We start from the raw sequence: 13,805 nt of genomic DNA on the forward strand, positions 1-13,805 counted from the left end.
CAGGAGGAATCGTGACCAATTACCACGTCGACCCCCAGGGGCAGCCACTGACCGTCGACCTCGGCGGCGGCCTGACCTGCACCAAGGTCTCTCTCGGCGAGATGGACAACAACGGCTACCTGCTCACCGGCGCCGGCCCCTCGGTCTGGATCGACGCCGCTGCCGAACCCGAGCGCATCAGCGAGGTGCTGGCCGGGCGTGACCTGCCGGCAGTGGTCACCACCCACCGCCACTACGACCACATCGCTGCCACCGCCCAGGTGATGGGGGCCACCGGCGCCGTCGGGTTCTGCGGCACCCCGGACCGCGAGTCGATCGAGCAGGACACCGGCACCGAGCAACAGGGCGTCTGGACCGGCGACACCATCGCCGCCGGACCGGGCAGCCTCGAGGTCATCGGCATCGTCGGCCACACCCCCGGCTCAATCACCCTGGCCTGGGTGCCGTCCGAGGGGCCGGCGCACCTGTTCACGGGCGATTCGCTGTTCCCTGGCGGGGTGGGCAAGACGTGGTCGCCCGGCGACTTCGCCACCCTGTTGGACGACGTGAGCACCAACATCTTCGACCGGTTCGGCGACGACACGGTGGTGCACCCCGGTCACGGCGATGCCACCACACTGGGCGCCGAGCGGGCCTCGCTGCCCGAATGGCGTGCCCGTGGCTGGTGACTACTTGTTCGCCTCGATCATCTGACGCAGCTCTTTCTTGAGGTCGGCGATCTCGTCACGCAACCGGGCCGCCAGCTCGAACTGCAGTTCATGGGCCGCCTGGTGCATCTGGTCGGCCAGCTCTGTGATCAGTCCCGCCAGTTCGCTGGCGGCCATGCCGGCTGTGTTGAGGTCGCGCTTCTCACCCAGCGCCGGCACCGGCTGGCCCTTGCGGCCACCACCCGTGGCCTGGCGCACCAGCTTGTCGGTGTCGGCGTCCTCACGGGCGAGCATGTCAGTGATGTCGGCGATCTTCTTGCGCAACGGCTGCGGGTCGATGCCATGTTCCTTGTTGTATGCCACCTGGATGTCACGACGACGGTTGGTCTCGTCGAGCGCGGCCGCCATCGACGGGGTGATCTTGTCGGCGTACATGTGCACCTGGCCCGCCACGTTGCGCGCGGCTCGTCCAATCGTCTGGATCAGGGAGCGTGCCGAGCGCAGAAAGCCCTCTTTGTCGGCGTCCAGAATCGCCACGAGTGACACCTCGGGCAGGTCGAGGCCCTCACGCAGCAGGTTGATGCCGACCAGCACGTCGTACTCCCCCAGCCGCAGCTCGCGCAGCAGTTCGACGCGCCGCAGCGTGTCGACCTCCGAGTGCAGGTAGCGGGTGCGGATGCCGTTCTCGAGCAGGTAGTCGGTGAGGTCCTCGGCCATCTTCTTCGTCAACGTGGTGACCAGCACCCGCTCGTCGCGCTCGACGCGCAGCTTGATCTCGCCCATCAGGTCATCGATCTGGCCCTTGGTGGGCTTCAGGATCACCTCGGGGTCGACCAGGCCTGTCGGGCGGATGATCTGCTGCACGAAGCCGTCGCTGCGGGCCATCTCGTACTCCCCCGGCGTGGCCGACAGATACACCGTCTGCCCGATGCGGTCGACGAATTCCTCGAACCGCAGGGGCCGGTTGTCCATGGCCGAGGGCAGCCGGAAGCCGTGCTCGACCAGGGTGCGCTTGCGCGACATGTCGCCCTCGTACATGCCGCCGATCTGCGGCACCGTCACGTGCGACTCATCGATGACCAGCAGGAAGTCTTCGGGGAAGTAGTCGAGCAGGCAGTTCGGCGCACTGCCCCGGGACCGCCCGTCGATGTGCATCGAGTAGTTCTCGATGCCCGAGCAACTGCCGATTTGGCGCATCATCTCGATGTCGTAGGACGTGCGCATGCGCAGTCGTTGGGCCTCGAGCAGCTTGCTCTGCCCTTCGAGTTCGGACAGCCGCTGGGCCAGCTCGGCCTCGATGCCACCGATGGCGCGTTCCATGCGCTGCGGGCCGGCCGAATAGTGCGAGGCGGGGAAGATGTAGATCTCGTCGTCGGTGGTCAGCACCTCACCGGTGAGCGGGTGCAGTGTCGACAATGCCTCGATCTCGTCGCCGAAGAACTCGACCCGCACCGCGTTCTCTTCATACATCGGGAAGATCTCGAGGGTGTCACCGCGCACCCGGAACGTGCCGCGGGTGCCGGCGAGGTCGTTGCGGGCGTACTGCATCTCGACCAGGTGGCGCAACAGCCTGTCGCGCTCGTGTTCTTCACCCACGCGCAGGGTGACCATCTGGTCCAGGTATTCCTGGGGCGTGCCCAGGCCATAGATGGCCGACACTGTCGCCACCACGATGACGTCACGCCTGGTCAACAGCGAGTTGGTGGCCGAGTGGCGCAGCCGCTCGACCTCTTCGTTGAGCGAGGAGTCCTTCTCGATGTAGGTGTCAGTCTGCGGCACATAGGCCTCGGGCTGGTAGTAGTCGTAGTACGAGACGAAGTACTCGACCGCATTGTCGGGGAAGAACTGGCGCAACTCGTTGGCGAACTGGGCTGCCAGCGTCTTGTTGGGCTGCATGACCAGCATGGGTCGCTGCACCCGCTCGGCGAGCCAGGCCACCGTGGCCGTCTTGCCGGTGCCCGTGGCACCCAGTAGCACGACATCCTGCTCGCCGGCGTTGATGCGTCGCTCGAGCTCGTCGATCGCCGCCGGCTGGTCGCCGGCGGGGTCGAAGTCCGAGACCACCGTGAACGGGGCCACCCGACGCTGAATGTCACCTACTGGACGCATGACGACAACCCTATGCCGCCCCTACGACAAAACCAGTTCACTCAGCCAGCAGCCAAAGACCTCATGCCCGAGCGGGTCACCCGCGAGTAGTCATCACTGAGCTTGTCCAGGTCGGACCGGGGGTCATAGATCAGGGTCGACATGACCGAGACCTTGTCTGCCCCGCGCACCGCGATCACCGTGTTCACGCCCACCGCCTGCGACCCCGACGAGTTCGTCCGGGTGCCGCTCATATGCCCTTCCGAGACATCGAGCTTGGGGTCGTCATTGAGCTTCTTGACGGGGTCCTTCTTCGACTTGGTCAGCTTCTTCGCCATCTGGGCCATGTAGTCATCGACCCACTGGTTGCTGGTCTTCGTCCCCGCGGGGAAGACCTGCAACGTGATGGTGTTGCCGTCCGCGTCAGTGACCTCTGCGGTCGTCTCGTCCTTGCTCATGCCCGTGAGCTTCCACCCCGCCGGGATCGTGAAGGTCACGTCACCCGCCAGTGTCAGCGTGCCACCCTGCGCTGTGGGCGACGGGGTGGCGGATGGTGAGCTCGTGGTCGGGCTGGTGGTCGTCGAGGGCGTGCTGGTCGGGGACGCGGTGGTCGATGCCGAGGGGCTGGTCGAGACCTGCACCTCGGCGTCCTTCTTGCCCATGGTGCTGACCAGCGCACCGATGCCGGACGCCACCAGGATGCCGATCACGATCAGCCCGATGACCATGCCGTTCGAGACCTTCTTGCGGGGAGGCTGACCCCCGCCACCGGCACCGTAGGTGGGCTGGGGCTGGTACGGCGGCGGCGACCCGAACTGCTGCTGTGGCCCGCCGTAGGGCTGCTGCTGGGGCGGGTAGCCCTGCTGTTGCGGATACGGTTGCTGGGGCGGTTGTCCACCGCCCCAAGGGACGCCTGCAGGGGGCGCTGACGCCACCGGCTGGTACGACGTGGCCTGTTGGGCCGGGTTCTGCGGGAACGGGGCACCTTGTGCCGGGTACTGGTTCGGGTACTGCCCCTGACCGGGGAACTGCCCCTGACCCGGGTACTGGCCGTCAGGACTCTGGTTGCTGCTCATCAGCGGGCCTCCTCATCGTCCCAGCGCGCGGAATCAGGGGTCATCGGCGGCGGCCCGACGTCGGGTTCAGTCGCCCCACCCTGGTGCCCCGCTGCCGTCGCCTGGATGGCCGTGCCACAGGCACCGCAGAAAGCGGCCCCGGCCATCAGCGGCATCTCGCAGGCCGGGCAGTGGTCGAGCACACCGTCGGCCCCCACCGGTGCCGCCCCGTGGAAACGTGCGGCCTTTTCGAGCGCGGCCTCGAGCAGGCCCGTCTGCAGCACGCCACGCACCCGAAGCACCAGCCCGACCAGCAGCAGTGCACCCCACGCCAGCGACAACACCAGGCCCAGCCAGGTGGCCTCAACCAGGCTCAACAGGTACACCCCGCCGAAGTACGCCACATTCCACAGGACCGCCTCGAGCACCGCCATGAAGTACCGGGGGGTGAACCCGTCGTAACCGCGCCCGAGCCCCGCGAACTCCGCGCAGGCGATGCCGGTGGCCGTACCGATGACCAGCGGCTTGATGAACCCTTCGAGCACCATCAGGCTCGTCCACGTCACCGCGCCCTGGCCCGGGTCGTTGAACCCTGCCTGCACGAGCGACCAGTGCCGCACCAGCGTGTCACCGGTCGCATAGGCCACACCCGAGATGATCCCGAAGGTGAGCCCGTCCATCAGGTCGTCGAACTGGGGGCGCGAGGCGAGCAGCACCGGGCCGACCTGCCGGATCAGCTCACCCACGACGGGCACCAGCACCGCCATGATCAGCACACCGGTGACCGAGACCGTCGAACCGCTGCCGTCGACGGTGCCCGCCGAAAGGCTGGACGGCATCCACGAGCGCCACAACAGGGTGAACCCGACGGCCAACGCCCCGGTCAGCAGAAAGGCCAGGCCCGTCACCGGGATGGGCGCATCCTCCCAGAGGTTCACGTCATAGAGGTAGACGATGTAGACGATGGGGACCGCGAACGCCGCGACCATCAGCGCAATCGGCGTCCAGCCGAGCAGCGCCGCCACCACGGCCACCGCGAGCGCGATGCCGAAGGCGATCTGGTAGGTGCGGGGGCGTTCGGCGGCACCGGTCGGCATGATCGTCGAGACCAGCCTGAACGAGCGCACCGGCTCGTCCGGCTTCACGACGAAGCTGCGTCGTTCAGCGGTTCCCGAGGACAGTTGGTGCCCACACACGTGGCAGTACAGCGCCCCTGTCGCCAACTCCGTGGTACAACGCGGACAGTTCACGAGTCTCCCTTCACCCTGCACTTCGCCGAGCACAGTTCTGCCGCCATGCTCCCAGTCAGAGGGTCAGTTGTCACGGGTTCGTGGCGACGAGCTCGCGCCACAGTGCGTCAACCTGCTGTGGCAGCGGCGCGGCGTGGTCGGTGTTGTCGATGACATGGGTGGCGACGGCGAGACGCTGGGTGCGGGTGGCCTGGGCGGCGATCCGGTCACGCGCCTGCTGCGGCTCGAGGCCGTTGCGGGCCACCAGCCGGCGCAATTGTTCGTCCGGGTGCGCGTCGACCACGACCACGGCGTCGAACCGGTCCACCTGACCGGTCTCGACCAGCAACGGGATGACCTGCACCACCACGGCACCCGGTGCGGCGGCATCGGACAGTTCACGCGAGCGGCGGATGATCAGCGGGTGGGTGATGGCCTCGAGGTCGCGGCGGGCCTGCGGGTCGCTGAACACGATGCGGCCAAGCGCTGCGCGGTCGAGCGCACCATCCGGGGTGAGCAGGTGCCGGCCGAACCGCTCGACCACCTGTGCCAGCCCGTGCGTGCCCGGGGCCACCACCTCGCGGGCGATCACATCGGAATCGATGATGACCGCGCCATGCCGTTCGAGCAGCTCGGCGACGGTGCTCTTGCCTGCGGCGATCCCCCCGGTCAGCGCCACCCTGCGACGTCGTCCGGTCGGGATGATGGTGGCAGTGGCGGGGCTCATGGCCGCCATTCTGTCAGGTCAGCACCGAGCAGATCAGCACACACAGGACGGCCCCGCACCTGGGGTGCGGGGCCGTCCTGGGCTTGCAGTGCTACGAGCTGTGGCTCAGTTGCCGGTCAGCTTGTCACGAAGGGCCTGCAGGGCCTCGTCCGAAGCGAGCGAACCCTCAGCGGGCTCCTCGCTGGCGGCCGAGTAGCTGCTGGCGGTGCCGGCGTCGGTCGCGGCCTCGCGGTCGGCAACCTCGGCGTCCTGCACCTGGCGCTTGTGCGCCTCCCAACGGGCCTGGGCTTCGGCGTACTGCTGCTCCCAGGCGCGCTGCTGGTCCTCGTAGCCTTCCTTCCACTCGTTGGTCTCCGGATCGAAGCCCTCGGGGTAGATGTAGTTGCCCTGCTCGTCGTAGTTGGCGGTCATGCCGTACAGCGACGGGTCGAAGTCGTCAGCGGCGACGTCGACACCCTCGTTGGCCTGCTTGAGCGACAGCGAGATGCGACGACGCTCGAGGTCGATGTCGATGATCTTGACCATGACATCGTCGTTGACGGCGACAACCTGCTCGGGGATCTCGACGTGGCGCTCGGCCAGCTCCGAGACGTGCACCAGGCCCTCGATGCCCTCTTCGACGCGGACGAACGCACCGAAGGGCACCAGCTTGGTGACCTTGCCGGGCACGATCTGGCCGATCTGGTGGGTGCGGGCGAAGGTCTGCCACGGGTCTTCCTGGGTCGCCTTCAGCGACAGCGAGACGCGCTCGCGGTCCATGTCGACGTCCAGCACCTCGACGGTGACCGGGGTGCCCACCTCGACAACCTCGCTCGGGTGGTCGATGTGCTTCCAGGACAGCTCCGAGACGTGCACCAGGCCGTCGACGCCGCCGAGGTCGACGAACGCACCGAAGTTGACGATCGAGCTGACGACGCCCTTGCGGATCTGGCCCTTCTGCAACTGGGTGAGGAACGTGTGGCGCACCTCGGACTGGGTCTGCTCGAGCCACGCACGGCGCGACAGCACCACGTTGTTGCGGTTCTTGTCGAGCTCGATGATCTTGCACTCGAGGTCCATGCCGACATACGGCTGCAGGTCACGGACGCGACGCATCTCGACCAGCGACGCGGGCAGGAAGCCGCGCAGGCCGATGTCGACGATCAGACCACCCTTGACGACCTCGATCACCGAACCGGTGACCACACCGTCCTCTTCCTTGATCTTCTCGATGGTGCCCCACGCACGCTCGTACTGGGCACGCTTCTTCGAGAGGATCAGGCGGCCTTCCTTGTCCTCCTTCTGCTGGACGAGGGCCTCGACCTCGTCACCGACCTGGACGACCTCGAAGGGGTCCACGTCGTGCTTGATGGAGAGTTCCTTGGAAGGGATGACACCTTCGGTCTTGTAACCGATGTCGAGCAGGACCTCGTCCCGGTCGACCTTGACGACGGTACCGGTGACGATGTCGCCGTCATTGAAGTACTTGATGGTGGCGTCGACGGCCTCGAGGAAGGCTTCGGGCGATCCGAAGTCGTCGACTGCGACCTGAAGAGAGGCCTCGGTGGAGGAGGTCATGTAGTAGGGCTCCGATGAATTGTCTGAATGACCGGTGCGCTGCGACAGGCTGCCGTGACCATGGCCCAGGATCTGGGACCATGACGGTGCCGGGTTCCCAGAGCGGGGGCTCAGCAGGCGGATGATCTGACGTTCGGGCCGTGACCTGGTGGCGCGCTTCCCCATCTGTCCGAGTCCACGCAGTCCACAGTGCTTGTCCAGACTATCGTTGCCGCACGGTGAGGGTCAATCGGAGTACCCTGTGCGGCCACTGGCTTGGCCTTCGGCAGCGGCGGGTTAGGATCGTGCTGGCCGCGTCGGCACCCAGGCACGGCGCACCGGCTTGTGACTGAAGGGCTCCTCCATGCGCAAGAAGTACGTCGTCGGTTCCAGCATCCTGCTGGTGCTGGTCCTGATCGCCGTCATCGTCGCCGTCCAGCAGTCGCGCAGCAACACCGCACAGGGCCCCGTGGGTGTGCCGACCACCGCAGCCACCGCCGACACCACCCCCACCGCCACCGCGAGCAATGTGGGCCCCGGGTCGTCCGGGTCGCAGGCCCTGCCCGCAACAGCCGAGACGAGCGTGGGCAGCACCGCCCCCACCCGGGTCGCCGCCAACGGCTGCATGCTTGACCTGACCCCGATCGTGCCCACGAAGTTCAGCATTGACCGCATGAAGGTGAATTCGCCGGTGCTGTCGCTGGGCGAGGACGAATCGGGTGCTGCGGCCGCGCCGCCCAAGAACGCGTCGCACTCCGTCGCCTGGTGGAAGAACGGGCCGGCGATCGGCTCGTCCAAGGGCCACGCCGTGCTGAGCATCCACACGTACCAGAACGGACAGGCACTGGGCAATGAGCTGTATGACCAGTCAGCCGGATTCAAGACCAATGACCTCGTGCGACTCGTCGATGACCAGGGACGCACCCAGTGCTACACGCTCGAGAAGACCACCAAGGTGTGGGTCAAGGACTACGACCCCAATTCCGATGTGCTGTACAAGTTCGACGGTGCGCCCCGCGCAGTCATCGTGATCTGCTGGGACTACAACAAGTCCAGCAAGGAATGGGATTCGCGCATCCTGTACTACCTCAAGCCCGTCGCCCAGGGGTGATTCGCGGCTAGTCTGGCGCCCATGCAGCGCAGCAGCCACTCCCCCGTCCACGAAGCACTCCTCGCCGACCTGCGGCGGGCGCTTCCGCCGGGGGCCTGCCGCACCGGCGCGCTCGACCTGGCCACCGCTGCCGTCGACGCCAGCCACTACCTGCTCGTGCCCGAACTGCTCGTGCGGGCCTCGGGGGCGGCCGATGTGGCCATGGTGATGCAATTGGCCCGCCAGCACCACCGTCCGGTGACGTTCCGGTCCGGGGGCACCAGCCTGTCGGGCCAGGGCCTCAGCAAGGGCGTGCTGGTCGACACCCGCGCCGCGTTCCGTGACATCGAGGTGCTCGACGATGGCGCGCGGGTGCGCGTCGGCCCGGGCCTGACCGTGCGCCAGGTGAACAGCCACCTGGCGCGGCTGGGGCGCAAACTCGGCCCCGACCCGGCCTCGGAATCGGCCTGCACCATCGGCGGCGTGGTCGCCAACAACTCCTCGGGCATGACCTGCGGGGTGGTCGCCAACACCTACCAGACCCTCGACTCGCTGGTCGTGGTGCTGCCATCGGGCACGGTCGTCGACACCGGCGCCGTCGACGCCGACGACCGGCTGGCGGCCGACGAGCCGGCACTGTACGACACCCTGCTCGCATTGCGTGAGCGCGCGCTGCCCCACCGCGACGACATCGCCCGGCGCTGGTCGCTGAAGAACACCATGGGCTACGGACTGAACTCGCTGGTCGACCACGACCGCCCCGCGAAGATCCTGGAACACCTGATGGTGGGATCCGAGGGCACGCTGGGATTCATCGCCGAGGTGACCATGCACACCGTCCCGGTGCTGCCGAAGGTCGCCACCGGGTTGCTGATGTTCGACTCGCTCAAGGCCGCCACCAGCGCACTGCCCGACCTGGTCGCGACCGGGGCCGCCGTGGTCGAACTGCTCGACGAGATCTCGCTGAACGTGTGCCGCGAAGACCCCGCCATCACCACGATCCCCCAGCGACCCGTGCCCGGCGAGGCAGCATTGCTGCTCGAATACCAGACCGCGGACGAGGCAGCGCTGGGCGAACACATCGCGCTGGCCCAACAGGCGTTCAGCGGGCTCGCACTGCGCGAACAGCCGATCCTGACCGACGACGCCGCCTCCCGGGTGGAACTGTGGGCACTGCGCAAGGGCCTGTTCGCCAAGGTCAACGAGGCCCGGCCGAGCGGCACCACGGCCCTGCTCGAGGACATCGCCGTGCCGGTGCCGACGCTGGCAGGGGTCTGCGAAGACCTGCAGCGGCTGTTCGAGCAGCACCGCTACGGCGACTCGGTCATCTTCGGACACGCCAAGGACGGCAACATCCACTTCATGATCAACGAGGACTTCAACAACCCGGCGAGCCTGCCGCGCTACGAGGCCTTCACCGAAGACATGGTGGCGCTCGTCCTCGACGCACAGGGCACGTTGAAGGCCGAGCACGGCACCGGACGCATCATGGCACCGTTCGTCGAACGCCAGTACGGGCCCGACCTGTACCAGTTGATGAAGCAGGTCAAGCAGGCGTTCGACCCCCACGGCGTGCTCAACCCAGATTCGGTGCTGACCGACGACCCGCTGGTGCACCTGGCCGACCTGAAGCAGACGCCGATGGTGCAGCACGAGGTCGACCGCTGCGTCGAGTGCGGCTACTGCGAACCGGTCTGCCCCAGCCAGTTCCTGACCCTGACGCCGCGGCAGCGCATCGTGGCCCAGCGGGCGATCGCCGATGCCGAGGCCCGCGGTGACCATGCGCTGGCCGAGCAGCTGCGTGCCGAAGAGGTCTACCCCGTCACGCAGACGTGCGCCGTCGACGGCATGTGCCAGACCGCCTGCCCCGTCAACATCAACACCGGCGACCTGGTGCGCCGGCTGCGTCGCGAGTCGGCGCCGAAGGCGATGGACGCGGCATGGGCCGGCGCGGCGAAGGTCTGGGACCCGTTCACGGTGGCGGCATCGGCGGCCATGAGCGTGGTCGACGCGCTGCCGGCCCCCGTGGTCGAGGTCCCGTTGAACGCTGCCCGCACGGTGGTGAGCCACGAGCTGCTGCCCGCTTTGTCGCCCGAGCTGCCGAGCGGTGGGGCGCGACGGCACGCCAGCCGTCGTGATGTCGACGCCGAGGTGGTCTACCTGCCGGCCTGTGTGCAGACGATGTTCGGCGACCCCGACGGCATCCCGCTGCAGGACCGGGTGTTGTCGCTGCTCGATGCCGCCGGGGTGTCGGTGACGATGCCCGAGGCCGTGGCGTCGCTGTGCTGCGGCACGCCCTGGAAGTCGAAGGGCTACCAGACCGGCTTCGACACCATGAGCCGCAAGCTCGCTGATGAATTGTTCGAGGCCACCGACGGCGGGCGACTGCCGGTGATCAGCGATGCCGTCTCGTGCACCGAGGGCATGCTGGTCTCACTCGAGCACCAGTCGTCGCGGCTGCCGCGCGGTGTGCACTTGCAAGTGCTCGACGTGACCACCTACCTGGCTGGCCTGGCCGACCGGTTGCCGCCGACGCGCAGGGTGGCCCGGGCTGCGGTGCACCCCACCTGCGCCAGCACCCAGCTGGGCACGACCAAGGACATGCTGGCCCTGGCCCGGTTGGTCGCCGACGAGGTGGTGGTGCCGACCGATTGGCGCTGTTGTGCCTTCGCGGGTGACCGTGGCCTGTTGCATCCGGAGCTCACCGCGTCCGCGACTGCCGGTGAGGCCGCCGAACTGGCTGGGCAGCAGTTCGACCTGTACCTGTCGTCGAACCGCACCTGCGAGATGGGCATGACCCGTGCGACGGGCCAGACCTACCGGCACGTGGTCTCGGCGCTGGACGACGCGGTGCGCGCAGCTCGCTGAGAAGGTTGTCGGCCCCTCAGCCGCCGCTCGTCTCCAATTCGGCCTCACTCAGGTCGAGGTCGGCACCCGAGGTGTCGTCCAGCCAGCCCTGCGGCATGGCGACCTTGCCCCTGGGGCTGCCCTGGCGCCCGCGGGGTCGTCCCAGCTCGGCCACCGGGAACGGCGCGTCGGCCTCGAGCTGGGCCAGCAGCGGGTCGAGTTCATCGAATGACGAGACCATCGCCAGTGCGTGGCGCAGCTCTCCCCCGACCGGGAAGCCCTTGAAGTACCACGCCATGTGTTTGCGCAGGTCGGTCAGGCCGTGCTTCTCGCCCATGATCACCGAGAGCAGTTCGCCGTGTCGGCGCACCATGCGCGCCACCTCTCCCAGGGTCGGCAGCGTCTGCGTGGCCCGCCCGGCGAAGGCGTCGGCCAGGTCCCTGAACAACCATGGACGACCCAGGCAGCCTCGTCCCACGACGACCCCGGCGGCACCCGTCTGCGACATCATCGCCAGGGCATCCGCAGCCTCCCAGATGTCGCCATTGCCCAGCACGGGGATGTCGACATGCTCGACCAGCCGGGCAATGTGGTCCCACGACGCCTGTCCCGAATAGCCCTCGGCCACCGTGCGCGCATGCAGCGCAATCGCGGCGCACCCCGAATCCTGGGCGATGCGCCCCGCATCGAGGTAGGTCATGTGGGCGTCATCGATGCCGACCCGCGTCTTCATCGTGACGGGCACCCCGTACGCATCAGCCGCCCGCACCACTACCTCGAGAATGGCGGCCAGCCGGTCACGCTTCCACGGCAGCACGCCGCCGCCGCCCTTGCGGGTGACCTTGGGCACGGGGCAACCGAAATTCAGGTCGACATGGTTGACGCCGTACTTCTCGCACAGGATCGTCGTGGCATCGGCCACCATGGACGGCTCGACGCCGTACAACTGCACCGAACGGATCCTTTCGGCCGGCGAGAACGCCAGCATCGCGTGGGTGCGACGGTCTTTGTAGACCAGCGCCCGCGAGGTGATCATCTCGCAGACATACAGCCCGGCGCCCTGCTCGAGGCAGAGTTCCCGGTAGGCGGCGTTCGTGATGCCCGCCATGGGCGCGAGCACGACCGGGGTGTCGATGGTGACGGCCCCCGGTCGGCTCGGCGCATCCAGCGTGAGTGCTGGGTACATCAGCACCCGACAAGGCGCTGGGCCAGCCAGCCCTCGACCTGGTCGAGCGCCACGCGCTGCTGCGTCATGGTGTCGCGCTCACGAATCGTCACGGCCTGGTCTTCGAGGGTCTCGAAGTCGACGGTGATGCAGTACGGGGTACCGATCTCGTCCTGGCGGCGGTAACGCTTGCCGATGGCCTGCGAATCGTCGAAGTCGACATTCCAGTTCTGGCGCAGCTGCGCGGCGAGGTCGCGCGCCTTCGGCGACAGGTCCTCGTTGCGCGACAGCGGCAGCACCGCAGCCTTGACGGGGGCGAGGCGGTGGTCGAGGCGCAGCACGGTGCGCTTGTCGACGCCGCCCTTGGTGTTGGGCGCCTCGTCCTCGGTGTATGCCTCGACCAGGAACGTCATCAGCGACCGCGACAGCCCCGCAGCCGGTTCGATGACATAGGGCACGAAGCGCTCGTTGTTGGGCTGGTCGTAGTACGACAGGTCCTGGCCCGAATGCTTCGAGTGGGTGCCCAGGTCGAAATCGGTGCGGTTGGCGATGCCCTCGAGCTCGCCCCATTCCGAGCCGGCGAAGCCGAAGCGGTACTCGATGTCGACGGTGCGCTTCGAGTAGTGCGACAGCTTCTCTTGCGGGTGCTCATACAGGCGCAGGTTGTCACGCTCGATGCCGAGCCCTGTGTACCAGTTCATGCGCTCATTGATCCAGTACTCGTGCCATTCCTCATCGGTGCCGGGCACGACGAAGAATTCCATCTCCATCTGTTCGAACTCGCGGGTGCGGAAGATGAAGTTGCCCGGCGTGATCTCGTTGCGAAAGCTCTTACCGGTCTGTGCGATGCCGAACGGCGGCTTCTTGCGCGTGGTCTGGACGACGTTCGCGAAGTTCACGAAGATGCCCTGGGCCGTCTCGGGGCGCAGGTAGTGCAGGCCGGACTCGTCCTCGATGACACCCAGGTACGTCTTGAGCATCATGTTGAACTCACGCGGTTCGGTCCACATGCCGCGGTTGCCACAGTTCGGGCAGGCGATCTCGGACAGCGGGATCGACTCAGGGTCGATGTCGCCACCCTTCTTGGCGGCCAGCGCCTCTTGCATGTGGTCGACGCGGAATCGCTTGTGGCAGCTGGTGCACTCGGTCAGCGGGTCGGTGAACTCACCGACGTGGCCCGAGGCCACCCAGGTCTGGCGGGGAAGGATGATCGAGGAGTCCAGGCCGACGACATCGTCACGGCTGGTCACCATCGCACGCCACCACTGGCGCTTGATGTTCTCCTTGAGCTCGACACCGAGCGGTCCGTAGTCCCAGGCGGCGCGGGTGCCGCCATAGATCTCGCCCGAGGGGAACACAAACCCCCGGCGCTTGCACAGGCTCACGACGCTGTCGAGTTTGCTCACAGTGGCCACGTTCAA

The 13,805-nt window shown here is 67.4% G+C and carries 10 protein-coding genes; 3 read left to right on the forward strand and 7 right to left on the reverse strand.

Annotation, left to right across the window (positions count from 1 at the left end; all coding sequences use genetic code 11):
• Positions 1 to 11: 11 nt before the first annotated feature.
• Positions 12 to 668, forward strand: a complete 657-nt coding sequence (locus ACQCX5_RS12580; RefSeq protein ID WP_434542372.1) for an MBL fold metallo-hydrolase — start codon at positions 12 to 14, stop codon at positions 666 to 668.
• Here the strand turns inward: ACQCX5_RS12580 and uvrB are convergent, their stop codons facing one another.
• From uvrB to rpsA, 5 genes are all read right to left on the reverse strand, one after another.
• A complete protein-coding gene (gene uvrB / locus ACQCX5_RS12585) occupies positions 669 to 2,756 on the reverse strand; it encodes an excinuclease ABC subunit UvrB (protein WP_434542373.1) in 2,088 nt (695 codons plus the stop codon).
• Between the two features lie 41 nt (positions 2,757 to 2,797).
• Positions 2,798 to 3,811 carry a hypothetical protein gene (locus ACQCX5_RS12590; RefSeq protein ID WP_434542374.1) on the reverse strand — a complete coding sequence of 338 codons (1,014 nt, stop codon included), beginning with the start codon at positions 3,809 to 3,811 and terminating at the stop codon, positions 2,798 to 2,800.
• Positions 3,811 to 5,040 carry a PrsW family intramembrane metalloprotease gene (locus ACQCX5_RS12595; protein ID WP_434542375.1) on the reverse strand — a complete coding sequence of 410 codons (1,230 nt, stop codon included), beginning with the start codon at positions 5,038 to 5,040 and terminating at the stop codon, positions 3,811 to 3,813. Before ACQCX5_RS12595 ends, ACQCX5_RS12590 begins: the two co-directional genes overlap by 1 nt.
• Before the next feature lie 70 nt (positions 5,041 to 5,110).
• Complete coding sequence (gene coaE, locus ACQCX5_RS12600; protein ID WP_434542376.1) at positions 5,111 to 5,746, reverse strand: dephospho-CoA kinase; 636 nt, start codon at positions 5,744 to 5,746, stop codon at positions 5,111 to 5,113.
• Between the two features lie 105 nt (positions 5,747 to 5,851).
• A complete protein-coding gene (rpsA, locus tag ACQCX5_RS12605; RefSeq protein ID WP_434542377.1) occupies positions 5,852 to 7,303 on the reverse strand; it encodes a 30S ribosomal protein S1 in 1,452 nt (483 codons plus the stop codon).
• A gap of 343 nt (positions 7,304 to 7,646) precedes the next feature.
• Here rpsA and ACQCX5_RS12610 point away from each other — a divergent pair, with 343 nt between their 5' ends.
• Both ACQCX5_RS12610 and ACQCX5_RS12615 read left to right on the forward strand, forming a co-directional pair.
• Positions 7,647 to 8,393: a class F sortase gene (locus ACQCX5_RS12610; RefSeq protein ID WP_434542425.1), complete on the forward strand. Its 747-nt coding sequence runs from the start codon at positions 7,647 to 7,649 to the stop codon at positions 8,391 to 8,393.
• Positions 8,394 to 8,414: 21 nt separating this feature from the next.
• Positions 8,415 to 11,240 (forward strand): FAD-binding and (Fe-S)-binding domain-containing protein, encoded by a 2,826-nt coding sequence (locus ACQCX5_RS12615; protein WP_434542378.1) that lies wholly within the window; start codon positions 8,415 to 8,417, stop codon positions 11,238 to 11,240.
• Positions 11,241 to 11,256: 16 nt separating this feature from the next.
• Here the strand turns inward: ACQCX5_RS12615 and dusB are convergent, their stop codons facing one another.
• Together dusB and ACQCX5_RS12625 are read right to left on the reverse strand one after the other, a co-directional pair.
• Positions 11,257 to 12,405, reverse strand: coding sequence for a tRNA dihydrouridine synthase DusB (gene dusB / locus ACQCX5_RS12620; protein WP_434542379.1), 1,149 nt, complete (start codon positions 12,403 to 12,405; stop codon positions 11,257 to 11,259).
• Entirely contained in the window at positions 12,405 to 13,799 is a 1,395-nt protein-coding gene (locus tag ACQCX5_RS12625; protein WP_434542380.1) for a glycine--tRNA ligase, read from the reverse strand. Before ACQCX5_RS12625 ends, dusB begins: the two co-directional genes overlap by 1 nt.
• Between the last annotated feature and the right edge of the window lie 6 nt (positions 13,800 to 13,805).

The sequence above is a fragment of the Aestuariimicrobium sp. G57 genome (genome assembly GCF_050110855.1).
In the GTDB taxonomy this organism is placed as follows: domain Bacteria; phylum Actinomycetota; class Actinomycetes; order Propionibacteriales; family Propionibacteriaceae; genus Aestuariimicrobium.